23 protein-coding genes are annotated in these 25,740 nt (G+C 36.0%); 14 read left to right on the top strand and 9 right to left on the bottom strand.

What is annotated here, in order from left to right:
- Positions 1 to 18: 18 nt before the first annotated feature.
- The 7 genes from ACNFU2_RS05595 to ychF all read left to right on the top strand — a co-directional run bounded on the left by ACNFU2_RS05595 (position 19) and on the right by ychF (position 7,433).
- Positions 19 to 696, top strand: a complete 678-nt coding sequence (locus ACNFU2_RS05595; RefSeq protein ID WP_273648272.1) for a YceI family protein — start codon at positions 19 to 21, stop codon at positions 694 to 696.
- A gap of 136 nt (positions 697 to 832) precedes the next feature.
- Positions 833 to 1,369 (top strand): type 1 glutamine amidotransferase domain-containing protein, encoded by a 537-nt coding sequence (locus ACNFU2_RS05590; RefSeq protein WP_172278727.1) that lies wholly within the window; start codon positions 833 to 835, stop codon positions 1,367 to 1,369.
- Between the two features lie 93 nt (positions 1,370 to 1,462).
- Positions 1,463 to 1,720, top strand: a complete 258-nt coding sequence (locus ACNFU2_RS05585; protein WP_373428008.1) for a DUF1294 domain-containing protein — start codon at positions 1,463 to 1,465, stop codon at positions 1,718 to 1,720.
- Positions 1,721 to 1,906: 186 nt separating this feature from the next.
- Positions 1,907 to 3,712 carry a translational GTPase TypA gene (gene typA, locus ACNFU2_RS05580; RefSeq protein WP_273648271.1) on the top strand — a complete coding sequence of 602 codons (1,806 nt, stop codon included), beginning with the start codon at positions 1,907 to 1,909 and terminating at the stop codon, positions 3,710 to 3,712.
- Between the two features lie 126 nt (positions 3,713 to 3,838).
- Positions 3,839 to 5,443 (top strand): glycoside hydrolase family 10 protein, encoded by a 1,605-nt coding sequence (locus ACNFU2_RS05575; RefSeq protein WP_273648270.1) that lies wholly within the window; start codon positions 3,839 to 3,841, stop codon positions 5,441 to 5,443.
- Positions 5,444 to 5,676: 233 nt separating this feature from the next.
- A complete protein-coding gene (locus ACNFU2_RS05570; RefSeq protein WP_418124072.1) occupies positions 5,677 to 6,228 on the top strand; it encodes a ferritin in 552 nt (183 codons plus the stop codon).
- Between the two features lie 113 nt (positions 6,229 to 6,341).
- Complete coding sequence (ychF, locus tag ACNFU2_RS05565; protein WP_273648269.1) at positions 6,342 to 7,433, top strand: redox-regulated ATPase YchF; 1,092 nt, start codon at positions 6,342 to 6,344, stop codon at positions 7,431 to 7,433.
- An 87-nt stretch (positions 7,434 to 7,520) separates the two neighbouring features.
- Here the strand turns inward: ychF and ACNFU2_RS05560 are convergent, their stop codons facing one another.
- From ACNFU2_RS05560 to ACNFU2_RS05550, 3 genes are all read right to left on the bottom strand, one after another.
- Positions 7,521 to 7,694 carry a bacteriocin gene (locus ACNFU2_RS05560; RefSeq protein ID WP_273648268.1) on the bottom strand — a complete coding sequence of 58 codons (174 nt, stop codon included), beginning with the start codon at positions 7,692 to 7,694 and terminating at the stop codon, positions 7,521 to 7,523.
- Between the two features lie 198 nt (positions 7,695 to 7,892).
- On the bottom strand, positions 7,893 to 8,051 hold the full coding sequence (locus ACNFU2_RS05555) for a hypothetical protein (RefSeq protein ID WP_273648267.1): 159 nt from the start codon (positions 8,049 to 8,051) through the stop codon (positions 7,893 to 7,895).
- Positions 8,052 to 8,192: 141 nt separating this feature from the next.
- Entirely contained in the window at positions 8,193 to 8,348 is a 156-nt protein-coding gene (locus ACNFU2_RS05550; protein WP_172278712.1) for a bacteriocin, read from the bottom strand.
- Between the two features lie 150 nt (positions 8,349 to 8,498).
- Between ACNFU2_RS05550 and ACNFU2_RS05545 the strand changes: the two genes are divergently transcribed.
- The 3 genes from ACNFU2_RS05545 to cls all read left to right on the top strand — a co-directional run bounded on the left by ACNFU2_RS05545 (position 8,499) and on the right by cls (position 11,860).
- Positions 8,499 to 9,437: a helix-turn-helix domain-containing protein gene (locus tag ACNFU2_RS05545; RefSeq protein ID WP_273648266.1), complete on the top strand. Its 939-nt coding sequence runs from the start codon at positions 8,499 to 8,501 to the stop codon at positions 9,435 to 9,437.
- An 87-nt stretch (positions 9,438 to 9,524) separates the two neighbouring features.
- Positions 9,525 to 10,289: an SDR family NAD(P)-dependent oxidoreductase gene (locus ACNFU2_RS05540; RefSeq protein ID WP_172278707.1), complete on the top strand. Its 765-nt coding sequence runs from the start codon at positions 9,525 to 9,527 to the stop codon at positions 10,287 to 10,289.
- Positions 10,290 to 10,393: 104 nt separating this feature from the next.
- On the top strand, positions 10,394 to 11,860 hold the full coding sequence (gene cls / locus ACNFU2_RS05535) for a cardiolipin synthase (protein ID WP_418124069.1): 1,467 nt from the start codon (positions 10,394 to 10,396) through the stop codon (positions 11,858 to 11,860).
- A 21-nt stretch (positions 11,861 to 11,881) separates the two neighbouring features.
- On the opposite strand, the gene ACNFU2_RS05530 is transcribed toward cls, so the two are convergent.
- The 6 genes from ACNFU2_RS05530 to ACNFU2_RS05505 form a co-directional block, all read right to left on the bottom strand.
- Positions 11,882 to 13,030 carry a methionine aminotransferase gene (locus ACNFU2_RS05530; RefSeq protein WP_273648264.1) on the bottom strand — a complete coding sequence of 383 codons (1,149 nt, stop codon included), beginning with the start codon at positions 13,028 to 13,030 and terminating at the stop codon, positions 11,882 to 11,884.
- Positions 13,031 to 13,165: 135 nt separating this feature from the next.
- Positions 13,166 to 13,828 (bottom strand): YiiX/YebB-like N1pC/P60 family cysteine hydrolase, encoded by a 663-nt coding sequence (locus ACNFU2_RS05525; protein ID WP_273648263.1) that lies wholly within the window; start codon positions 13,826 to 13,828, stop codon positions 13,166 to 13,168.
- 3 nt (positions 13,829 to 13,831) lie between these two features.
- Positions 13,832 to 14,542: a hypothetical protein gene (locus ACNFU2_RS05520; protein ID WP_273648262.1), complete on the bottom strand. Its 711-nt coding sequence runs from the start codon at positions 14,540 to 14,542 to the stop codon at positions 13,832 to 13,834.
- A 185-nt stretch (positions 14,543 to 14,727) separates the two neighbouring features.
- Complete coding sequence (locus tag ACNFU2_RS05515) at positions 14,728 to 15,957, bottom strand: T9SS type A sorting domain-containing protein (protein ID WP_418124064.1); 1,230 nt, start codon at positions 15,955 to 15,957, stop codon at positions 14,728 to 14,730.
- 275 nt (positions 15,958 to 16,232) lie between these two features.
- Positions 16,233 to 16,961, bottom strand: coding sequence for a LytR/AlgR family response regulator transcription factor (locus ACNFU2_RS05510; RefSeq protein ID WP_273648259.1), 729 nt, complete (start codon positions 16,959 to 16,961; stop codon positions 16,233 to 16,235).
- The gene (locus ACNFU2_RS05505; protein ID WP_306612615.1) at positions 16,930 to 19,785 is read right to left on the bottom strand and encodes a sensor histidine kinase; all 2,856 of its coding nucleotides are present in this window, start codon (positions 19,783 to 19,785) and stop codon (positions 16,930 to 16,932) included. The genes ACNFU2_RS05510 and ACNFU2_RS05505 overlap by 32 nt, the downstream gene beginning before the upstream one ends.
- A gap of 219 nt (positions 19,786 to 20,004) precedes the next feature.
- On the opposite strand from ACNFU2_RS05505, the gene ACNFU2_RS05500 reads away from it, so the two are divergent.
- The 4 genes from ACNFU2_RS05500 (at position 20,005) to ACNFU2_RS05485 (ending at position 25,716) form a co-directional block, all read left to right on the top strand.
- On the top strand, positions 20,005 to 21,888 hold the full coding sequence (locus tag ACNFU2_RS05500; protein ID WP_172278691.1) for a DNA topoisomerase IV subunit B: 1,884 nt from the start codon (positions 20,005 to 20,007) through the stop codon (positions 21,886 to 21,888).
- A gap of 86 nt (positions 21,889 to 21,974) precedes the next feature.
- A complete protein-coding gene (locus tag ACNFU2_RS05495; protein WP_273648257.1) occupies positions 21,975 to 22,460 on the top strand; it encodes a hypothetical protein in 486 nt (161 codons plus the stop codon).
- The gene (locus ACNFU2_RS05490) at positions 22,460 to 25,048 is read left to right on the top strand and encodes a DNA gyrase/topoisomerase IV subunit A (RefSeq protein WP_418124060.1); all 2,589 of its coding nucleotides are present in this window, start codon (positions 22,460 to 22,462) and stop codon (positions 25,046 to 25,048) included. The genes ACNFU2_RS05495 and ACNFU2_RS05490 overlap by 1 nt, the downstream gene beginning before the upstream one ends.
- Positions 25,049 to 25,062: 14 nt before the next feature.
- Entirely contained in the window at positions 25,063 to 25,716 is a 654-nt protein-coding gene (locus ACNFU2_RS05485) for a rhomboid family intramembrane serine protease (RefSeq protein WP_172278685.1), read from the top strand.
- Positions 25,717 to 25,740 lie beyond the last annotated feature (24 nt).

The following is a 25,740-nucleotide window of genomic DNA, read 5'->3' as shown; positions in this document are numbered from 1 at the left end:
TTTTTAAAAAAATAAAATATGAAAAAAATTAGTGTTATCGCGTTAGTAGGAGTAGGATTGCTTATGGCATCATGTACTAAAGAGAAATCAGCGGAGGCTTCGGCTGCTGGCCAGGAACAGGCTGTTGCTGAGAGCAAAGGAGAAGTGCTTGCCGTAGATACAGTAGCTTCTGTGGTTAACTGGAAAGCTTACCATAAAGGAGGTTTTGCTCCACGTTGGGGAACTCTTAATGTAAAGTCAGGTGACCTTAGTGTTGAAGGAAATCAGGTTTCTGCAGGAAATTTTGTTATTGACATGACTTCTATTAAAGTGGATCCTGCTTCAGTAACTGAAAAGGACAAGAAGCCGGAAGATCTGGTAACGCATTTAAAAACTCCTGACTTCTTTAATGTAGAGAAGAATCCGGTTTCAGATTTTAAAATTACCAGTGTAACGGACCTTAAAGAAGCTCCTAAAGATGCTGTGGCAGGTGCAAATAAAACAATAAGCGGTAATCTTACGCTATTGGGAAAAACAATGAATGTAACTTTCCCAGCGAAAGTAGAAGCAACAGCTAATTCCGCTTCTATAGATGCTAAATTTACTGTAAACAGAGCTGATTGGGGAATTAAATTCGGAACTTCCGAAGCAGACCCTGCTGAATGGATGATTAGTAAAGACATTGAGATCGGCGTTAATGTGAAAGCAAAAAAATAATTTGTTAGATATACTAAATAGGGAGCTGCTATTAAGCAGCTCTTTTTTTATGTTTAACTTTTTTTAGTAATTGATAACACGGGCTCGGCATCATTTTTTCTTCTTCTTAATTAATAACACCAAAAATTTTAATATTATGTCGAAAAAAATTGCAATTCTGGCAACCCATGGTTTTGAAGAAAGTGAGTTACAATCACCAAAAGAATTTTTGGAACAACAAGGTTGGACTGCGCATATTGTAAGCCCCGATTCCGGAACCATAAAAGCATGGGCCGAAAAAGACTGGGGTAAAGAATACACTGTGGACAAAAATCTTAATGAAGCAAATGCTTCTGATTATGATGCACTGGTATTACCTGGAGGGGTGATCAACCCCGATCAGTTAAGAACAAATGACAAAGCACTCCATTTTGTACAAGATTTTTTTCAGCAGAAAAAACCTGTTGCGGCGATTTGCCATGGTCCACAAATCCTGATCAACGCAAAAGTTGTAGACGGAAAAAATATGACCTCTGTGAATTCGATAAGCGAAGATCTAAAAAATGCAGGAGCTTTGTGGGAAGATAAAGAAGTTGTAGTGGATAATGGTCTTGTTACAAGCAGAACACCGAAAGATTTGCCAGCATTTAATGCTAAGATGGTTGAGGAAATAAGAGAAGGAAAGCACGGTTAATTTATAATTTCTGATCAAATATAAGATGAGGCATAGTGGTTAAATTTTAATTACTATGCCTTATTTTTTACAAGGGTCGTACATTTGCAGGATATGATGTATTATTTATTGGCTATTAATATCGTGTGCTTTTTTATATTCGGAATCGATAAACGAAAGGCTAAAATGCATCAAAGAAGGATTTCTGAAAACACACTTTTGGCATTGGCCCTGTTTGGCGGCAGTGTAGGAGGAATATTCGGAATTTTTATCTTTAGACATAAAATTTCGAAAAAATCTTTTTTATTAAGATTTTGTGCGGTTCTTGTTATTCAGATGGTATTGGTTTATTTTTTTAGAAAATACAGATGAAGGTATGATGTAATTAACGCCTAACAGCTGGATGGTCAGGTATATGTGTACTTTGGAATAAGGAGCCAGGGAGCCCATTGCCATGTGATTTATTTTAACTTTCTCATTATGAATTTGTTAAATAATGTATAATCATACTGATTAATTAATTAAAAAACACTATTTTTGCACCCGTAAAAATCATTCATGCAAAACATTAGAAATATTGCGATTATCGCACACGTTGACCACGGGAAGACGACTTTGGTTGACAAGATTATTCATGCTACAAACATTTTCAGAGAAAATCAGGAAAGTGGAGAATTAATAATGGATAATAACGATCTTGAAAGAGAAAGAGGGATTACCATTTTATCTAAAAATATTTCTGTTACTTATAAAGACGTTAAAATTAACGTAATCGATACTCCTGGTCACGCCGATTTTGGTGGTGAAGTAGAGAGAGTTCTTAAAATGGCAGATGGTGTAATTTTGTTAGTTGATGCTTTCGAAGGGCCTATGCCACAAACAAGATTCGTATTGCAAAAAGCATTGGAATTAGGGTTAAGACCATTAGTAGTTATCAATAAAGTAGACAAACCAAACTGTCGTCCGGATGAAGTACATGATCAGGTATTTGATTTATTCTTCAACCTGGAAGCTACTGAAGAGCAATTGGATTTCCCAACCTTCTATGGATCTTCAAAACAAGGTTGGTTCAATACTTCACTAGAGCAAACGGAGGATATTTTTCCATTATTAGATGGTATCTTACAATATGTTCCTGCTCCAAAAGTATCTGAAGGTAATCTTCAAATGCAAATTACTTCTCTTGACTATTCTTCTTTCCTAGGAAGAATTGCGATCGGAAAAGTAACAAGAGGTGAGATTAAAGAATCTCAGTGGATTGGTCTTGCTCAGGCTGATGGTAAAATTGTAAAAGGAAAAGTAAAAGAATTATACGTTTTTGAAGGTTTAGGAAAGAAAAAAGTAACTGAAGTACAAGCTGGAGATATCTGTGCTGTAGTAGGTTTCGACTCTTTCCAGATTGGTGATTCTTTTGTGGATATGGAAAATCCTGAACCATTACCAAGAACTGCAATTGATGAGCCTACGTTGAACATGACGTTCTCTATTAACAATTCACCTTTCTTCGGAAAAGACGGTAAATATGTTACTTCAAATCACCTGAAAGAAAGATTAACGAAAGAATTGGAGAAAAACTTAGCATTAAGAGTTCAACAGACTGATGATGCCAATACATTCCTTGTTTTCGGTAGAGGTATTCTTCACTTATCAGTTTTGATCGAAACAATGAGAAGAGAAGGTTATGAAATGACAATCGGTCAGCCACAAGTTATCTTAAGAGAAATTGATGGTGAAAAATGTGAGCCTTATGAATCATTGGTTGTTGATGTTCCTGAAGAGTATGCTTCAAGAGTTATCGATTTGGCAACTCAAAGAAAAGGGGATCTTCACATTATGGAAACTAAAGGAGAAATGCAACATATGGAATTTGAGATTCCTTCAAGAGGTTTGATCGGATTGCGTTCTCAAATGTTAACTGCTACAGCTGGTGAAGCTATTATGGCACACCGTTTTACAGAATATAAGCCATTTAAAGGTGCTATTCCTGGAAGAAACAATGGTGTATTGATCAGCAAAACTCAAGGTCCGGCTACTGAATATTCTATTGCTAAACTTCAGGATAGAGGTAAGTTCTTTGTTGATCCGGGTGAGGAAATCTATGCAGGTATGATCATTGGTGAACAAAACAAACCAGGAGATTTAGTTGTAAACATCGTAGAAGCAAAACAGTTGAATAACATGAGAGCTTCTGGAAAAGATAAAGATACTGGTGTTGCTCCGAAAATCTTATTCTCATTAGAAGAATGTATGGAATATATCCAGGGTGATGAAGCAATCGAGGTAACTCCAAACTTCATCAGAATGAGAAAGAAAGTACTTTCTGAAGAAGAAAGAAAAAGACTGGAAAGATCTGCGAAAGCATAATGAAATTCAATATAAGTGAAAGCCTCGATTTTCGAGGCTTTTTTTATATATAAAAGTTGAATTAATTCAATTTATTATAATATTTTTAAAAAACTAAAAAAATAATTTAATGTAGTTTTGCACCCTATGAAAGTTAGTAATTTAAAATTGATCATATTGCTGGGGGTACTGGCATCTTGTGGAAGTTCCCGTACCGTTCAGAATAATACGGTAAAACCAACAAGAAATCCAAATACAGCAAATCCCGTTAAAAATATTTCAAAGCCTCCTGTGGCTAATACTAAACCAGTTCCTGTACCACCAGCCGATGAGGTTTTTAAAGTTAATCTTCCGGCTATTAACAGGGAATTCCGGGGTGCATGGATTGCCAGTGTTGCGAATATCAACTGGCCTTCAAGAAACGATTTATCTATTGATCAGCAAAAGGCCGAAGCCATCAGTATGCTGGATATGCTGAAAGATAACAACTTTAATGCTGTAATATTTCAGGTACGTCCCTCTGCGGATGCATTATACACCAGTTCTATTGAACCTTGGTCTTATTTTCTGACAGGAGAGACCGGGAGATCCCCTTATCCCAATTATGATCCGCTACAGTTCTGGATTGAAGAGTCCCACAAAAGAGGTCTGGAGCTTCATGTCTGGCTTAATCCTTACCGTGCACATCATACAAACGGAGGAGCTGTGAACAGCCTTTCTATGGCCAATAAGCTTTCTGACATTGTGGTAAGACTAAAAAACGGGATGTATTGGTTTGATCCTGCGAATCCTAAAACACAGGGACATGTTTCTAATGTGGTAAAGGATATCGTGCAGAGATATGATATAGATGCGGTGCATTTTGATGATTATTTTTATCCTTATGCAACTTATAATAAGGGCGGTGATTTCCCTGATAACGCTACTTGGAATGCATATGTAAGCAGTGGAGGAACTTTATCCCGGGCAGATTGGAGAAGAGATAATGTCAATAAATTTGTTGAAAGGATTTACAAAGAAGTTCATGCAGAAAAAAATTATGTAAAATTCGGGATCAGCCCGTTCGGAATCTGGAAACCGGGTTATCCTGCAGGAATTACAGGATCTTCTCAATATGACGAATTGTATGCTGATGCTAAATTATGGTTAAATAAAGGATGGGTAGACTATTTTTCTCCCCAACTGTACTGGCCTATTGATTCTAAAGGGCAGGGTTTTGAAGCTTTGCTGAATTGGTGGGAATCTGAAAATACAATGAAACGCCACCTATGGCCGGGATTAAATACAGTGGAAATCAGGACTTCTGATCGTCCTTCCGAGATTAAAAACCAAATAGAACTTTCCAGACAGATTCTGAAAGGTGATGCCGGTGAAATCCATTGGAGCATTGCAGGGCTTACGAGAAATCCTTCGATGTTAAGCACCCTGAGAAACGGGCCCTATAAAGAAAAAGCTTTGGTGCCAAAAAGTCCATGGATTAAAGCTGCTCCTATCTCAACCCCAACATTGTTTGTGGCCGATAACGGAAGTTTTGCTCAGGCAAGCTGGAGTAATAAAAATCTGAAAGATGTATTTCAGTGGGCATTATTTAAGCAATATAATGGCGTTTGGGAAATTGAAATTCTGACTTTAGACACACTTTCAAAAGATATTCCTAAATATAAGGATGGAAAAACTTTAAATGCAATTGCCATTAAAGCAATTGACCGGCTGGGAAATGAAAGTGATTACATGGCAAAAAAAATAAAATAATAAAAGGCTTCCAAAACTATAAAGCAAAGAATAAATGATATGTTATTGGTGCCGATACAATAAAAGCAGCTCTTGTAGAGCTGCTTTTATTTTAGAATAACTATAAATTATTAGCTTAAAATATTGTTTGCTAGTATTTTATGTTGTGATTTTAGTGTTTTTTTAAAAGAATAAGAACTTTATCGGAACCATTTTTGCAGGATTATATTCATAATCACTAAAAATAAAATATTATGAATACGAACAGACTTTCACCTGCGGTGGAAAAAGCCTTGAGCGATCAGATGAATAAAGAAATTCATGCAGCACACACTTTTCTTTCTTATGGAATATGGGCTGATGACAAAGGATACCAGGGTATTGCTAACTTTCTATACAGGCATGCGCAGGAAGAGAGAAACCATTCTATCAAATTTATGGAATATGTACTAAACAGAGGCGGAAAACCTAAAGTTGATGCCATTCCTGCGCCTCCAAGTGATCCTGAATCTCTGACTGCTTGCTTTGACGGCATTTTTAATCACGAGGTAGACAATACCACATCGATATATAAAATTGTTGATCTTGCCCTTCAGGAAAAGGATTGGGCAACTTGGAATTTTATGCAATGGTTCGTTCAGGAACAGATTGAAGAGGAAACTTTAGCTCAGAACCTGATCGATAAATTAAAAATTGCTGGTGGAGATCGTGCAACGGACGAATCTCTGTTTACATTAGATAAGATATTAGAAAAAACACCTGATGATGCTCCCTTAGCTCAGAACGCTACAGGTGCAAATCCTTAAGGTGAAAATAAAATGGAAAAAAAATCTGCCGGATTCCCGGCAGATTTTTTTATTATGAAACTCGTGTTAAAATCACTATCTTTGCAGACCTTTAAAAATAAAATAGTTTCATTATGAAATGTGGAATCGTAGGATTGCCGAACGTTGGTAAATCAACTCTGTTTAACTGTTTGAGCAATGCAAAAGCTCAATCTGCCAATTATCCTTTCTGTACTATCGAACCTAACCTGGGTACGGTATCAGTACCGGATCAAAGATTATTCGAGTTGGAAAAATTAGTAAATCCTGAAAGAGTTTTACCGGCTGTTGTGGAGATTGTAGATATTGCAGGTTTAGTAAAAGGAGCCAGCAAAGGAGAAGGTTTAGGAAACCAGTTTCTTGCAAATATCCGCGAATGTGAAGCAATTATCCATGTTTTAAGATGTTTTGATAATGGAAACATCATTCACGTAGAAGGTTCCGTAGACCCTTTGAGAGATAAAGAAATTATTGATATTGAACTTCAGCTGAAAGACCTTGAAACAGTAGGAAAAGCAGTTGATAAAGCTAAGAAATTTATCAAATCAGGAAAAAAAGAAGACATTCTTAATTATGAAACGCTGCAAAGCCTTCAGAAGTTTCTTGAAGATGGAAGAAATGCAAGAGAGTTTCCTGTAAATGATCTTACAAAACCAATTATTGACGATATTCAGCTATTAACAAAAAAACCTGTACTTTACGTTTGTAATGTAGATGAGAATTCTATTAAGAATGGAAACGAATGGGTGTCCAAAATTGATGAAATGGCTCAAAAAGAAGGATCTGAAATTGTGGTTTTGGCTGCTCAGATTGAAGCTGATATCAATGAGCTTGAAACTTTCGAAGAAAGAGAAATTTTCCTTGAAGAGCTGGGATTAGAAGAACCCGGAGTTAACAGATTAATCAGAAAAGCATATGATCTTCTCAAGCTTCAGACGTATTTTACTGCGGGTGTAAAAGAAGTAAGAGCATGGACTATCGGACAGGGATGGACTGCTCCTCAGGCAGCCGGAGTTATCCATACTGATTTTGAAAAAGGATTTATCCGTGCAGAAGTAATCAAATATAACGACTACGTACAATATGGTTCGGAATCAAAAGTAAAAGAGGCTGGAAAACTATCTGTGGAAGGAAAAGAATATATTGTTCAGGATGGTGATATTATGCACTTCAGATTCAATGTATAAAGTATAAAAGAAATATTAAAGTTATAGTAATTAAAAAACGCTTCCATTAATTTGGGAGCGTTTTTTTTTAACAAAAATGTGCATCCGTTAATAACGACATTCCTTTTGTGCGCAGCTTGGCGAAATGGTTGTACAACCGTTAGGATAATCCGGAAGCGGAGGGTCGCAGGGATAAGTAGGACATGCGATAGGCTGTTTACAGTCAAGCATTCCTCCGACGATTGTTTTTAATTCTTTTTTTGTCAGTTTTTTTGCTTTCATAAAGTCTTGGTTTTTCATATGTATTGATTGGTAATTGTTTAATAAATCAGGGTAAGAAATGATCATCCCTAAAGTGCCTGTACATTTAAAAATGCATTTTTACAGTAACTAAAGTGTTTATTAATAGTTGATCCGTTAAAATAGTATAAAACCATTCTTATGCAGAATGGTCTTATAAGAAAAGTTTTGCGGTTGGGATTATGGAAGTTCCGGACGGCACTCAGGCTCTGCACATCCCAGTGAAAAGATCCTGCAACCGTTGGTTTTCGGATCACGGCATTGCATCAGGCCTCCTGTAATTGTTCTTAGCTTTTTTTTATTTAATCTTATTCCGCTTTGTAAATTTTGTTTTTTCATGATGATCGTGTTAATGATTTAGTAATAAATATGCTTCTAATCTATTTCCTTTTATTGAATCTGAAAACATCAATTTTCAGCCTTATTGAATTAGTACAAAAAACCACTCTTTGGAAGAGTGGCTTCGTAAAAAATATCAATTTAAGGAATGTATCTGCATTGAAATTCTGCACACTGACGCCCGTAAGCGATGCATTGATTGGTATCCGGATCCACACACATTTGTAGTCCACCGGTAATTGTTCTTAACTCTTTTTTGTTTAATTTTTTTCCTTTTTGGAGATTCAGATTTTTCATATTATGATTTTAATAAATTAGTTTAAACTAAGTTATGAAAAATATTTATTGTATGTCACTATATTATGAAAAATATTTACATTAACAATAAATGATTGGAATTCAATATTTGTGTAACTTTATATATTTGAATTTTACAAATACTCAATTATGGAAAAAATAGGGCATGCTTCTCTGGAAGATTTTTATAGGGAAATGACTGCAAAGCTGGGGAAGGATATTGAAAGTATTTTTCCAAAGGGTTTGCATAAAGATATTGGTCATTTTAATGTATTTGATATTGCTCAGACCATTGAAAAGGTAAAGACAACTTCTGAAATGCCATATAACAGAAGAAAATATTATAAGATAAGCCTGATCCGGGGACGGAATAGAGCAGAATATGCAGATAAGGTTATTCCCATAAAAGAGAATGCGCTATTATTTGCAACGCCTAAGGTTCCTTATCACTGGGTTCCTGAAGATCCTAATCAATCGGGTAGCTTCTGTGTATTCACTGAAGATTTCTTTATTAAGGATAAATCTCATAATACGCTTGAAGACTTGCCTATATTTCAACCGGGAGCATTCCCCGTATTTGAAATTGATGCAGCGTTAGCAGATGAAATTGAGGTACTTTTCAGGAAAATAAAAACTGAAATTGAGTCTGATTATATTTTTAAATATGACCTGATCCGCAATTATGTACTCGAATTGATCCATTACGGACAAAAGTTACAGCCGGCTACAAAATTGTCGACCTCCAATGATGCTTCTTTACGAGTTGTTTCTTTATTTATAGAGCTATTGGAACGACAGTTTCCCATTGAATCCTACGATCAGAGAATCCAGCTTAAAACAGCAAAAGATTACGCAGACCGCCTGTCTGTGCATGTTAATTATTTAAACAAAAAACTTAAAGAAAATACAGGAAAGACTACGACGGAATTTATAGCTGACAGGCTTATCCAGGAGGCTAAAATACTATTGAAGCAAACCACCTGGAATGTTTCTGAAATATCGTATGCGTTGGGTTTTGAGGAAATTGCTCATTTTTCAAATTTCTTTAAGAGAAAAACTTCATACAATCCATTACAGTTTCGTTCCTGATTTGAATTTTGCAAATTTCAGATTGATTGAAGCAAACATCTGTGTCTCCAAATACCAGAACTTTGTCCCATTAAAAACAACGAAAAAATGAATTCAAAAACAAAAATTGCCTTAATAACCGGTGGAAGCCGTGGAATAGGAAAAAATTCAGCCTTGAGAATAGCTGAAAAAGGTCTCGATGTTATCATTACTTATAAAAGCAGTAAAGAAGAAGCTGATGCTGTAGTCAATGAGATCAAGGCATTGGGTAGAAATGCTGCTGCTTTCCAATTGGATACACGAGATGTGAAAAGTTTTGATGCCTTTATAAAAAATGTAACAGATCATCTACAGGAGCACACCGCAAGTCCGAACATTGATTATTTAATTAATAATGCCGGAACTGCTTTATATTCTCCGATTACTGAAACTACAGAAGAGCAACTGGATGATATTATAGATATCCATTTCAAAGGAGTATTTTTCCTTAGTCAGAAGTTCTTGCCTTTTATGAATGATGGAGGTGGAATTATCAATATTTCATCCGGTTTGGCAAGAGTAGCGCTTCCGGGATCGTCAGTATACGGATCTATGAAAGCAGGGGTTGAAATGCTTACAAAATATATGGCGAAAGAATTAGGTGCGAGAAAGATTAAAGCTAATGTCGTGGCGCCCGGAGCTATAGAAACCGATTTTGGAGGTGGAAGAACACGTGATAATAAAGAGGTTAATGCTTTGGTTTCAAACATCACAGCTTTAGGAAGGGCTGGACTTCCGGAAGATGTAGGTGGAGTAGTCGCTTTTTTGTGTACGGAAGATGCAGGATGGATCAGCGGTCAGAGAATCGAAGTGTCGGGAGGAATGGCGTTGTAAGATAATATCAAGGATATAATAATGAATAAAAGCAGTAGGAATCTACTGCTTTTTGCTATCTTTAATGTAGAATAATAATTGTCTGATGAACGATCTTACCGGTTATGATTAAAGAATTTTTAAGCCAGTTTCCTTACATTTTACCTGCGATTGAAATACTCTATCTTGCAGGGATCTTTTTTCTTGCGGTGAGAATTATCATGGATACCAGAAACACCAGCAAAACGTTGGCTTATCTGCTACTGATCGTCTTTTTACCCATAATAGGGATCGTGATTTACTTTGTTTTTGGTGTTAATTACAGGAAGAATAAGTTCTATACATTCAAGATTGAAAGAAACGAGGAAATCTATAACAGGATTAAAAAATATATCAAAGAAACGCATTATGAAACTCTTGGTATCAGAAAAAAAGAGCTGGAGGATTTTATAACGACCGTTAATTTTCTTTATCATGGCGGACACTCACCCCTGACCCGTAAAAACAAGGTAGAAGTATTGATTAACGGAGAGGAGAAATTTCAAAAAGTTTTTGAGGTTCTTGAAAATGCGCAACACCATATTCATCTTGAATATTATATTTACGAAAATGATGATATAGGTAATAGACTTGCGGATTTACTGGTGAGAAAATCTAGGGAAGGTGTTATTATCCGTTTTCTTTATGACGATATGGGAAGTGGTAAAATCGGAAAGAAACTGCTTGCAAGATTAAGAGAAGCCGGAGTAGAAGTTTCTCCTGTCAACAAAATTACTTTCAGGGTTCTCGCCAACAGGGTCAACTACAGAGATCACAGAAAAATTATTATTGTTGACGGAACAAAAGTTTTTACAGGTGGAATCAATGTTTCTGATAAATATATCAATCCTAACCCTACACAATATTGGCGCGATATGCATTTATATATCCAGGGAAACGGAGCTTTTTATTTCCAGTTTTTATTCCTGAGCAATTGGATATTTGCAACCGAAAAAATTCCTCCTTTGTCTGAAGACTATTTCAATTATAAGGATGATGAAGAAGGAAGCACAATTATTCAGGTAGCCGCCAGTGGACCGGATACCAAGCCTTCCATCATGCTGAGTACAGCTTCTGCTATTCTTTCGGCCAAAGAAAAAGTATATATTGTTACCCCTTATTTTATTCCCGTAGAAACAGTTCTCAATGCCATCAAACAAACTGCTATTGCCGGACTTGACGTACGGCTTATGGTTCCTGAGTCCGGAGATTCTGTTGTGGTAAATGCAGCTGCTTATTCCTATTATGAGGAATTACTGGAAAGTAATGTGAGAATCTTTTTTTATAAAAAAGGGTTTATACATGCTAAAACGATGATCATAGATGATCTTTTTTCATCAGTAGGTACTGCAAATATGGATGTGAGGAGTCAGGAGCTGAATTTTGAGGTGAATACTCTTGTATTTGATAAGGAAATAAACCGGGAGATTGAGCAGGTATTTCTTCATGATATGAATGATTGCTCTGAAATTCATCTTAATGAATGGAGAAAAAGACCTAAGCTAAAGATTTTCTTTGAACATTTAGCCCGCTTGCTTTCTCCACTCATCTGACCAGGTACCTTTACCTATGTGCTATATTTTAGATAGATTTTCAATTGCCCTTTCTAACGTTTCCTCTTTTTTTGCAAAGCATAACCTGATCACGTTTTCGTTCATCTTGTTTTTGTAGAAAGAAGAGAAGGGAACACTGGCTACTTTATGGGTCACTGTCAATTCGCTGGCAAAGTCAAAATCATTTTTATCCGATATCTTATCATACTTTAAAGCCTGAAAATATGTTCCTTCACAATCAAGTAATTCGAATGAAGTAGTCGAAAGCCCTTGCCGTAGAAAATCCCTTTTTTTCTGGAAAAATTCATTCAGGTGGTTGTAATGTTCATCATCTTTCATATATTCGGCTAGCGCCAGCTGAATGGGTGTGTTCACGCTAAACACATTGAACTGATGAACTTTTCTGAATTCGTCGGTCAGGATTTTTGGAGCTGCACAATAGCCCACTTTCCAGCCTGTAACATGAAAAAGCTTTCCAAATGAAGCTATCAGAAGGCTTCTTTCCCTTAGTTCTGGATATTTGCAGATACTTAAATGCTGTTTTCCGTCGAAAACAATATTTTCATATACTTCATCACTTAAAATGAGAATCGGTGTATCTTTTACGATATGAATAAGCTCCTGAATATCGCTTTCCTTTAAGATCCTTCCCGAAGGATTATTAGGATTATTAAGAATGATCATTTTGGTTTTTTCATTAACCATTCCTTTTACAGCATTCCAATCGATCACATAATCCGGGGCCTTCATTTCAAAACGCCGGATAACTCCTCCAAAAAGTTCTACGGTCGGCTCATAACAATCATAAGCCGGTTCAAAAATAATCACTTCATCGTCTCTCTTGATGAACGTGGCTATGGCTGTAAAAATAGCCTGTGTTCCCCCTGCCGTTACTGTAATTTCTGAGTCGGGATGATAAATGGCCTGATGGCTGTTTTCAATTTTCCTGGCAATTTCTTCCTTTAATCCAATCATCCCTCCCATGGGAGCATATTGATTAAACCCTTTTTTAATGAAATTATCCACGTAATTCAGTAATTCTGGATCCGGCATAAAATCCGGAAATCCCTGAGATAAATTGATGGCTTGATTTTCATTTGCCAATTGAGTCATCTGACTGAAAATAGTAGTTCCAACATTGGAAAGCTTGGAAAGAGGAAGCTGTATCATTGACTGTATTTTATATACTTCGAATTTAATTTATTTTTTCCAATACAGAAGTATGGATATAAGAAAAGGTTACCCAATTCGATAACCCTGATGTTTATTATTTGTGATTTTATTTTTTTGAGTAGATATAAAAGATTATTTTATCCATTCAAATATTTTGATTACTTGATTACTATTTTCAAAGCCATCTACAGGGAAATAGGTAAGGGTATCTTTTTTTAAAATCTGGCTCATTATTCCGGCGATGTTTTTTTTATGATCAGACATGATTTTTATATTATTTTTCTCCAATATTCTTACGATAAATTCCGAGCAATAATAGGCTTTGTTGTTTTCCTCAAACTTAAAATCAAAATTGATATTTTCTTTTTCAGATTCGCGAAGGGTCTGTTTAATATGCTTAAAACTTGCGGTATCAATATTTTTAAGTTTCCAGATAGACAAATAATTCAGGTCTTCAGGACTGATGAATTCGTCTATACTATCAATATAAAGATTGTTATTGTTTTTATTTTTGTCCACATACACATGATAAATGGTTAGGATATTATTGTTGACAAAACCAATTCCCAAATGAGAAGCATATTTATTATTGATATTAAAGTCTTTTGCGACATTTCCCAGTTTTCCTGTTGTACCTCTTTGTATTAAATAAATGGCCTCACTATTCAGTTCAATATTTTTAATTTTATATTTTAAAGAAGGGTCTTTATGAAAAGAGAAAACTGCTATTATGAGCGCAAGGCCCATAACAGCAATTAAGAAATTTATTTTTTGATAAGGAAATGCAATTCTCATAGTTTACTTAGCTCCTAGTATAGCTCCTGTTATAATACCACCAACCACACCTATTCCTGCTCCTACAAGTGCTCCAACAGGACCTGCTACTGCAAATCCAATGATACCACCGCCTACCATACCGATCATACCGCCTGTAATCCATAACGGTTGTTTACCGGTTGGAATTCCTGTAATCAGGTAATTTCCTTGTTCAGCATTGTATTTGTAGTCATTGATATTCTTAATCATTGATTTTTCATTAGCCGGAAGATTGTTATATGCTGCATTCGCCTCTAAATGAATGATTGAACCGTTATTAATTGTTATCGCTAATGATTTTGCAGCACTTGAAATATTTAATTGTTGAACAGCCTGTGCAAAAGGTACCTGCATTAAACTTACTGTTTTGTTAATAATATTATTAACCTGATCAAGTGGTAATCTTTCATCCGTTGCAATTTGAGCTTTTTCGTAAAATGTATTCAGATCCTGCTGATTTAAAACATAGCCCGGATTTTGAGCAAACTTACTTCGGATAAATTCGAATCCTGCATTTACAGCCTGAGGATCTGTAAAATAAGTACCATTGGTAAAGCTTAGAGCTGTTTTAGGTAATGATTGGGTTGATTGGTAGTTTTCATTTTGCAGGTTTGTGTTGTCTTCGCCACAAGAATTAAACATACATTGTGTAGTTGCCAGTCCGGCAAGGACCAGAAGCGTTTTTGTTTTCATAGGTTAAAGTTTTTGTTTTTTTGGTAGACTAAAAGTATCATGATAGTAAACATCCCGATACTGTGAATTTGTAAGTGTTGGTGTTTTTTTAATAAGTGTTGTTAATCGGAGGTTAACTGTAACCAACATGAAAATGAATAAAGAGCTGTTCGGATATGAACAGCTCTTTTTAAAAACTTTGGATTTTATTTTGAAATAATCAATTTTTGAGAATTTATTTTATTGGCTGATTTAATTTCAACAATATAATTCCCCTGAATAAGATGCTCAGTATTTAGTTTTATATTCTGGCGGCCGCTTTCAAGGTTTTCTGATTTTTCCAGCACTGTTTTTCCCGATGTATCAAGAACTCTTATGGAAACAGGTCCTCTTGAGGATAGATTTGTTTGAATATCCACATAGTTTTTAGCGGGGTTAGGAACCAGTCTGTACTCATTATCCATCGCTGTTAACTCTGCCTTGCCAATAGCTTTGATATCAATCTGAGGTGCTGTATTGCCAATATTAGCCTCTCTGGAAGGGACTGTTGATTTGGAATAACAGAAAGTGAAGCATCTTGTACATACCAGTAGTTTTCCTTGCTTTTCAGTAACACATATCGTATATGTACCAGGAGTGGCATAAGTATGGGTTAAAGTGGAAAAAACATAAGGAGATGTTGTTCCGTCACCCCAGTTTACAGTGTAGCTACTGCCCGGATTATTGGGTGTTGAAACAAGAATTGGATTGGTAAGAGTTAAATTCACAGTTCCTGTGTTATTACCTTGTGTACTGAATGATGTTTCAAGTTTAAAGTCTGCTGTACATCCGTCACATGATTTGATGCAAATATTGTCGAAGTATACTCTCTCGCTTGGGCTTGAAGTAATGTCTGGCGATATCATTACTGCTGTTGAATTGTTCAATACATTATTGAAGTCAGTCCATGTACCTCCCGGCATGCTCCATGTACCTTCTGAATTACTTGGAAAAGCTGAGCTCGTAGCTAAAGCTAATGGAGCACGTACCCGGACCCATCCGCTATTAGGGGTTACTGTAGCATTGGCAACAAACGTAATCGCCTGATTTCCTGAAAGAATGTAAATAGTAGGATGGAGTGGGGCATTAAAACCTCCGTCTTTTTCAAGATAAAAATCGAAATACAGACATTGTCCCAGGAATCTTTGGCCTATGTTTTTATAGTCAACAGGATTGATGAACCAGGACCCACCGGAAAGATCATCTAGTATAAGATATTGTGAACCGTCTAATGTATTGGGGCTGCCAAGGTTGTAATTGACAGCGTTGTTTACAGTATCCAGCTGCCAGTTTCCTAAAGGATTACTGGTACCGTTAAAATCAGAACAAGGAGCTTGTGCATTCATCAGAAGGCATCCAAGGAACAAATAAATCGTTAAAAAATATATTCTTATCATAATGTGCTACTGGTTTTATCAATCAAAAACCAGAAAAAACTTTAGTTATTAGTAATTTGTTTATGAACTTGTTATAAATGTATTACGATATCTGATGCCAGGGTATTGTGATTTAATAAGTGTTCCTGCTTCACTAATAAGTGTTATGTAATTTCTCTTAATTGTGATTTAGCGTCTGGATTCAAACGATATTTTACATACATATAAAATATCCCTCCATTCAAAATATTATGTTGGATGGAGGGATTTTGCTTTTTGAAAAATCGGATTAGGATTTATTCCAATTGTTCAATTTTATTTAAGAAATCATTTTTCTTACGGACGGAAACATCCAGAACAGAGTTGTCAGTCATAATCACCTGTCCTCCTTTTCCTTTGATGTATTCTTTTAAATGGCTCAGATTGATGAGGTGTTTATGATGAATTCTGAAAAAATTATAATCGGAAAGAAAATCTTCAAATTCATGCAGTGTTTTCGATACAATAACCTTTGTTTTATCACTCATATAAAATGTAGTGTAGCTGGAATCCGCTTCGCAACGAACAATATCTGCGATATTTGTAAGCTTGAATCCCTGCATAGTAGGTAGGCTTATTTTATTCTGGTGAACAGCCGGTGTAGAAGTTCTGTTCTTTTTGTTGATTTCCAGAGCTTTATTTACAGCGATAATAAAATCCATCTTTTTGATAGGTTTCAGAAGGTAATCCGTTGCTCCATTTTTTATGGCCTGGATCGCAAAATGTTCAAAGGCGGTAATAAATATGATCTGCGAGCTGATCTCCTTGAATTTTGAAAGCAAATCGAATGCGGTACCGTCTTTTAGCTGGATATCTAAAAATAAGATATCCGGAGCGTTTTTCAGAAGATTAACATAGGCTTCTTCTACGCTTGAGGCCTGAAACGAAATCTGTATATCCGGAAACTCATTCTTCAGCAGGAGAGAAATATAATCTCTTCCGTCTTGTTCATCATCAATGATGCAGGCTTGTATTTTGGTTTTCATAGGGGGGCATATATAGTTTAATTTGTGTACCTTGTTTTCCGTCCTTTTCGGAGAGATTATTCAGCTCCAACGTTATATCAGTCTCAAAAAGCTGCCTGAATGTTTCAATCCTTTTTTGAGATAATTTCACTCCGAAAGAATTGGCTTTTGCAGATTCCGGTCTTTTTTCCATTCCCACGCCATTATCCTCAATAGTAATACAAAGAAGTGAATCGGTATAATCAAATGTAATCCTGATATTTCCTTTTCGATCCTTTAAACCGGAAACACCATGTTTTATGGCATTTTCTACAAACGGCTGTATCAGTAATGATGGGATCATCCAGTTTTCATCTGTATTTTTTGAACGTGTTATGGTGTAGTCGAACTGATCCTTTAAACGTAATTTTTCCATATTCAGATATAGAGAAAGGTATTCAATTTCCTCTTTGATCTGCATAAATGTCTTTTCAGAATAGTGTAACGTTTTTCGTATCATCTGAGCAAATATGTTTAAATAGTTTTCAGTTTCCGCATAATCTTTTTTGTAGAGCAAAAACTGAATAGAATTGAGACAGTTATAAATGAAATGTGGATTTATTTGTGCCTTGATGGCCTGTAACTCAAGTTCGGCAATCTTCTTTTCATAATAAAGCGTTTCGAGTTTTTTGTTTCTTTTTCTCTGAAAGTAAATAGTAACCACCACAAAAATAAGTGAGCATCCTATTATAATGATGAAGAATTTAAACCACCAGGTTTGCCAGAATTTGGGCTTAATTTCAAATGCTATTGACGAAAATGTATAGGATCGTTTTCCATTATAACCGAGCCCGAAAACTTTAAAAGTATATTTCCCCGGCGGAATTGAATTAAACATGATTTTAGATGAATTGCTTATTTGCCATTCGTCGGTCAGACCTTCGACTTTATACTTGAATTTGATCATACCCTGAGAGATATAATCCGGAAAGCTGAGGTCAAAAGTTATTGTGTTGTCAGGTGTTTGCCCTTTAATTTCCTGATTGAGATCAAATATCTCTTTATCCCCTACGGTTACAGAATTAATGACTACTTTTTTATTGATAAACTTCTGCTGGGTTAACAAGTTGTGAATAGGTAAGATACCCAGCCCTTTTGAAGTTCCGGCATAAATGGTGTCGTCTTTTATAACGCATCCGGCGACTACGTTAGAGGGAAGCCCATCGGTTTGTGTGAAATTATCGATGGCCAGTTTTTTCCCTTTTATTTCTATCCTGCTCAAACCGGAGTTGGTACTCGCCCAGAAAACGTTTTCATTTTCAACTTCGATTTTTTTTATCTGGTCTGTGGACAGACCATCTTTTTCAGTGATTCTTTTGAGGATCTTTTTGTTATTAAAAATCAGGACGCCATTGAGATTGGTTGAGCCTACATATACATCAGGCTTAAGTTTTTTGATATCTTTGAAGTAATATCCCTCAATAAATAGTTTTCTTTTATTTGTTTTTACATTCATTTTATACACATCCTTAAAACTTCCAACAAAGACACTATCTTTGTCGTAGCGTAGGGCTGTATAGGCTCTTTCATTAAACAGGTCAGATTTGGCCCCGGTAATGAAATTATAAAGTGTAAGACCCTGGGAAGTACAGAGGAGTATTGAACTGTCATTATAAGGGATTATATTTTTTAAGCTATAATCACCAATGGTTGTAATTTTTTTATTATCGGTATTGTATTGGTACGTTCTTAAACTAAGCCCCAGTATAACACTATTCCCTTTTGAAAACAGGGCCTTTGTTTCAATTTTCCTATTTTTTTCAAGGGATACATCAATGATGGTATTCGATTTTAAAATGCCGAATTTTGCCTCATTGTACCCCATGATAATGTTTTTACCACTTTTTCCGATAGCTGTAATGTAGGAAGAATTATTCTTTACAGGAAGATGGATATAATTGTTGAAAAACTTATCTGTAATAAAGTAAATACCATTGTTTCTGGTGGAAAACCAGATGTTTTTATCCTTGTCTACGAGGATATGATTCATGACAAAATCATTCATGATCTTCATGGGCCGGGATAGGTTCCCATCCTGTAAAGTATTTTTGTAATAAAGAACTCCTCCTTTATCTAAACATACCCACAATCTGTCGTTACGGTCAATAACAAGCTGATGGATCGGTTCTCCAACAGAAAACGACTGCGTTTTAATGAATTCAAATTTGTTTTTTCGTTTGAAGATATCAATAGTATTTCCACGGTAAGCAACTAAGAAGTCCCCCTTTCTGTAGATGGCACTTTTTGGTAATGAAATATTGCATAGTATTTTCTTTCTTGTGAGGATATCATATGCTATAACTTTTTGGGTATCATCTGTAAGGTAAAGCAGGTGGTTGGCCACATCCATACTGAATATATAAGGATTACGACCCACTAAGGGAAAACCTGCATGTAAGGAAAGAGGAATTGTTGTTACTTTTCCACGTCTGTATATATAGATATCTTTTGGATTGTTGGCTGTATATATACAAACTGAATCTCCACTGCTGTAAGTATGGGAAGTGTCACGGAATTTAAGTTTCCTAAGCTCTTTGTTATCATCCGGATTGATGATTTTGCCATTTTTCAGATAGGCAAAATCACTCAGGTAGGTTACGATGAAAATCTCACCATTAGATAGAGGGTTGCACCCAAGGATATCAATGTTTTTAAGCCCGCTTTTTTTATTGTATTGTTTAAATTCCTTACCATCAAACCTGAAAAGTCCATTATCGCTACCAATCCAGATAAGTCCTTTGTCATCCTGACTCATAGAATAGGTATAAGAGCTATTCAACCCGTCTTTCTCACTATAATTTACCAATCCCGGGATTTGAGAAAATGAAAGAAATGGAAAAAATAGTATTACTAAAAATAGAAGAAAATCACGTAGGTTTTTCACTTGATCTTGAATAATGATGTAAATATAAAATTTGCTTGATAATAATGCAAAACATATTACATAATATTGAAAAAAATGAATTAGAAAAATTCGGATAATTTTAAGCATTTTCGTACTTTTGTGTGTTTGCTGAAATAACTTATGTCACAAGAAATAAATCCAATCTATTCAGAAGATAATATCAGAACCCTCGATTGGCAGGAACATATTCGTTTGCGTCCCGGTATGTACATCGGAAAGCTTGGAGATGGTTCTTCCGCCGATGATGGTATTTACATTTTACTTAAAGAAATTCTGGACAACTCTATCGATGAGTTCAGGATGAAATCGGGTAAGAGAATTGAAATAAAAGTAGATGACGGAAAGGTAACGATTCGTGATTTTGGCCGGGGTATTCCACTTGGGAAAGTGGTGGATGCCGTTTCCAAAATGAATACCGGAGGTAAATACGACAGTAAGGCCTTTAAAAAGTCCGTAGGATTGAATGGTGTTGGTACAAAAGCGGTTAATGCGCTTTCTGATTATTTCAGAGTAAGATCTTTCCGCGACGGAAGAATGAAGGTTGCGGAATTTTCACGTGGAATCATTTCGGAAAACCATGAGGAAAAAGATACTTCGGACAGGAACGGTACTGAAATTTCGTTTATACCCGATGGAGAAATCTTTCTTCATTTCAAATACAGAAAAGAGTATATCGAAAGAATGCTCCGGAACTATGCATATCTGAATCCGGGACTGAAGATCATTTTTAACGGGGAAACCTATTATTCAGAAAATGGACTTAAAGATCTGCTAGAAGAAGAACTGGAAAGCGAAATTCTATATCCGATCGTACACCTGATGGATAATGATATTGAAGTAGCTATTACGCATTCGGATAAATCACAGACTGAAACCTATTTTTCTTTTGTGAACGGGCAGAATACAACGCAGGGAGGTACCCACCTTAATGCTTTCCGTGAAGCATATGTGAAAACAATCCGTGAGTTTTTCAACAAAAACTTTGATGCTTCGGATATCAGAAAATCAATCATTGCTGCCATTTCAATTAATGTAGAAGAACCTGTTTTTGAATCCCAGACCAAAACAAAATTAGGATCTAATGATATGGGCCCTAATGGTCCCACTGTAAGAACCTTTATCATTGATTTCTTAAAAAGCAAACTGGATAATTTCCTGCACAGAAACCCTGAGATTGCAGAAGCCATTCAACGGAAAATTTTAATTTCCGAAAGAGAGCGAAAGGAACTTTCGGGAATTCAGAAACTGGCAAGAGAGCGGGCGAAAAAAGTATCGCTTCATAATAAAAAACTGCGTGATTGCCGTCAACATTATAATGATCAGAAGGCAGAAAGAAAAGGGGATACACAGATCTTTATTACCGAGGGAGATTCCGCATCGGGATCCATCACGAAATCAAGAGACGTAGAAACGCAGGCTGTATTCTCACTGAAAGGGAAACCATTGAACTGCTACGGACTGACCAAGAAAGTAGTGTATGAAAATGAAGAATTCAATTTATTGCAGGCCGCTTTAAATATTGAGGAAAGTCTTGAAGATCTGCGATACAATCAGGTTATTATTGCAACTGATGCGGATGTCGATGGAATGCACATCCGTCTTTTAATGATTACATTCTTCCTGCAGTTTTTCCCGGACCTGATCAAGAACGGGCATCTTTATATCCTTCAGACACCTTTATTCAGGGTGAGAAATAAAAAAGAAACCCGGTATTGTTATACGGAAATGGAAAGGGTAAAGGCTTTGAATGAACTAGGAAAAAACCCTGAAATTACACGATTTAAAGGGCTTGGAGAGATTTCTCCCGATGAGTTTAAACATTTTATAGGTAAAGATATCCGCCTGGAGCCTGTAGTTGTTGGAAAAGATCAGACCATAGAACAGCTTTTAGAGTTTTATATGGGTAAAAATACACCGGACAGGCAGGTTTTCATTCTTGAAAATCTTGTTGTAGAAGACGGGGATATTGATAGCAGAGAACTAATAAGCGAAGTAGAAAGTTAAATAGATCCCTCCAAAAAACTTTTTTGTTATAATTAATCTTTAAAAAACTTAAATGGCATAACCTTTAAACTTAAACACAAATAACAATGAGATTAAGTAACCGTAATAAAGCACCGGGCTACAACTTTATTAATACCCTCTTAATAATGTTTTTAATAGCCGGAATTGTGTCCTTCTTTTTAGAAGAATATAAATTTAATATTTTAGGAACAGAAAGCTATCTGCTGATTATTGTACCGGTAATTATGTTATTAGCTTTCCATCTTACCGGAAGACAAATATTTGAGTATGATAGTGATGGAGAGGCTCTCAATTTCAAAAACAGGAACATCATTCCATTTTTAGATAAACCTTTAAGTGATGAATTTCCAAAATACAAATTAATAAAATACGAGATCGTCAATTTACTCTTTGTAAAAAGATTATATATTACAATTTCAAGTAAGAATAGTGGGTCAACCATGTTGAAATACGAAATTTCTTACCTGACGACAAAAGAAGTAAATGATTTGAAATTCTCTTTAAATAAAGTAGTAAAAGCGAATAACGAGAAAAACGTTAAAAACGAATAATGGCAGAAGAAAATTCACATGAAGGCGAAAGCCTGAAGAAAGTTTCCGGACTTTATAAAGACTGGTTTCTGGACTATGCTTCTTACGTGATTTTAGATAGAGCGATTCCATCGGTCTACGATGGATTAAAACCCGTTCAGCGAAGAATTATGCATTCCATGCGTGAGCTGGAGGACGGGCGGTACAATAAGGTAGCGAACATTGTAGGAAATACAATGAAATATCACCCCCACGGGGACGCTTCTATTACTGATGCCATGGTACAGATCGGGCAGAAAGAGCTTCTGATTGACACTCAGGGAAACTGGGGGAATGTCTTTACCGGAGATTCGGCTGCAGCAGCAAGGTATATTGAAGCCAGATTAACCCCTTTTGCACTGGAGGTAGTTTTCAATCCTAAGACAACGGAGTGGGCAAAATCTTACGATGGACGAAATAACGAGCCTATAGATCTTCCCGTAAAGTTCCCTTTACTTTTAACGCAGGGAGTAGAAGGGATTGGTGTAGGATTATCCACGAAGATACTTCCTCACAACTTTAATGAACTGATCAATGCTTCAGTAGCTCACCTTAAAGGAAAAAAGTTTGAACTTTTCCCAGATTTCCTTACAGCAGGGTATCTGGACGTTTCTGAATACAACGACGGACAAAGAGGTGGTAAAGTACGTGCAAGAGCCAAAATTACACAGACCGATAAACATACTTTGGTTATCTCTGAACTTCCCTTTTCCAAAACAACCAGTGATCTGATAGATTCTATCCTAAAGGCTAATGAAAAAGGTAAGATCAAGATTAAAAAAATTGAAGACAATACGTCCGATACCGTAGAAATTCTGATCCATCTCCATAATGACGTATCACCGGATAAAACAATTGATGCGTTATATGCCTTCACAGATTGTCAGGTAACAATTTCTCCGAATGCGTGTGTAATTGTGGGGGATAAACCAATGTTCCTGAGTGTTTCTGAAATCCTGAGAATGAATACGGATCATACCGTTTCATTGCTGAAAAAAGAACTGGAGATTGAACTTCACGAACTTCAGGAAAGCTGGCATTTTTCTTCATTGGAAAGGATTTTCATCGAAAACAGAATCTATCACGATATTGAAGAAGTAAAGACATGGGAAGAGGTAATCAAAACTATTGATGCAGGATTAAAACCACATACCAAGCATCTTTTGAGAGCCGTAACTGAGGAAGATATTCTGAAGCTGACAGAGATCAGAATCAAGAGAATTTCCAGGTTCGACTTAGATAAATTTAAAGAAAATATTGCTGCTCTTGAAGGTAAGATAGAGCAGGTTAAACATAATCTTGCTAATCTTATCGCTTATGCTATCGAGTATTATTTAAATATTCAGAAGAAGTACGGTAAAGAAAAGCAGAGAAGAACCGAATTAAGAATTTTCGATACCATTGATGCTACAAAAGTAGCCGTGGCTAACGAAAAATTCTATGTAAACCGTGAAGAAGGATTTATAGGAACCTCATTGAGAAAAGATGAATACCTGTTCGATTGCTCCGATATCGATGATATTATAACTTTTAGAAAAGACGGAAGTATGAAGATCGTCAAAGTAGAGGCAAAAACCTTTATCGGAAAAGATCTCCTGCATGTGGCTGTCTGGAAGAAAAACGACAAGAGAACAGTGTATAATATGATCTACCGTGAAGGTAAAGAAGGTCCGTATTATATGAAACGTTTCTCCGTGACGGCGGTGACAAGAAATACAGATTATCCTCTGGCATCTGATAAAAAAGGCTCCGAAGTGCTTTATTTTTCCGCTAATCCGAATGGAGAAGCTGAAACGGTTACTGTTCTCTTGAAACCGAATCCAAGAATCAGAAAAAATAAGATGGATATCGATTTTTCTGAATTGGCAATTAAAGGCCGTGATTCCAAAGGAAACCTGGTGACTAAATACTCCGTGAAAAAAGTAGATCTTAAGGAAGAAGGTATTTCAACCCTGGCTCCAAGAAGAATCTGGTTTGATGATACGGTACGAAGATTAAATGCTGATGGCAGGGGTACTTTGTTAGGGAATTTTAAAGGAGATGATAAAATCCTGACGATTAATTCCAATGGAGAGGCAAAGCTGGTAAGTTTTGACCTTGGAAACCGTTTTGACGATGATTACCTGATCCTTGAAAAATGGCGGCCGCAGCAGCCTGTAACCTGTATTTATTATGACGGGGAAAAAGAGATGTATTTTATTAAAAGATTCCTTCTCGAAAATAATACCAATCCTCAGAATTTCATGCCTTCGGAGCATAGCAAATCCTTTATTGAGAATGTGATAGTAGCCAACGGATCTACTGCAGAAATCATTTTTTCAAAAGATAAAGGAAAAGAACGTGATCCCGAAACCATAAATATTGATGATTTTATTATGGTGAAAGGTATAAAAGCAATCGGAAATCAATTTACCAAATTCAAGGTAAAAGCGATAAATATTACGGTTCCGGAGATTGAAGAAGAGGAACCGGAAGTATATGAAGAGCCTGAACATACTGAAGGCACTGATGAAGACGGTGGGGTTATCGGTGACCTTTTTGAAGGAGATACTGATAGTGACGAAAATTAAATTTTAAATTAATCATGAATATCTTATTATTAGTTATTATAGCTACCAGTATTATCAGCTTTATTGCTTTTAATAATCATGGTATTTTCGAAAAGTATAAATTTAACGTAGGAGCTATCCAAAACAGGAAAGAGTACATCCGTCTCCTTTCTGCAGGTTTCCTTCATGCAGATTTAATGCATCTTCTGTTTAATATGATGACCCTTTATTTCTTTGGGCCTATCGTAATGGAAGGTTTTGGAAATCTGGGTTTCATAATTGTATACTTTGGTTCTATACTGCTCGGAAACATGTTTTCCCTGTTTATATATCAGAAGCAGCCATGGTATTCTGCTATTGGAGCGAGTGGAGGGGTTTCAGGGATATTATTTGCCGGAATTGCACTTATTCCTGATCTTAAAATATATATATTCTTTATTCCTATCGGAATTCCGGGCTATATTTTCGGGCTTCTTTATTTCAGCTATTCCGTCTATATGATGCTTAATCCCAGACAACATGATAATATAGGTCATGCAGCGCATCTTGGCGGAGCCTTTTTCGGTTTGCTATATGCGGTGATCAATCAACCTGAAAGAGCAATGGATAACGGTTTGTATATTGGAATTATGGCGATTCCGCTCCTGTATTTAAGCTATGAAATTTTTGTCAGGAAAAGAATAGGATAAAAAACCTATCTTTAAATAAAATAT

The sequence above is a fragment of the Chryseobacterium sp. PTM-20240506 genome (assembly GCF_048296755.1).
Taxonomy (GTDB): domain Bacteria; phylum Bacteroidota; class Bacteroidia; order Flavobacteriales; family Weeksellaceae; genus Chryseobacterium; species Chryseobacterium proteolyticum.
Note: the sequence above shows the minus strand (reverse complement) of the source record. Positions and strands in the feature narration are given on the sequence as shown.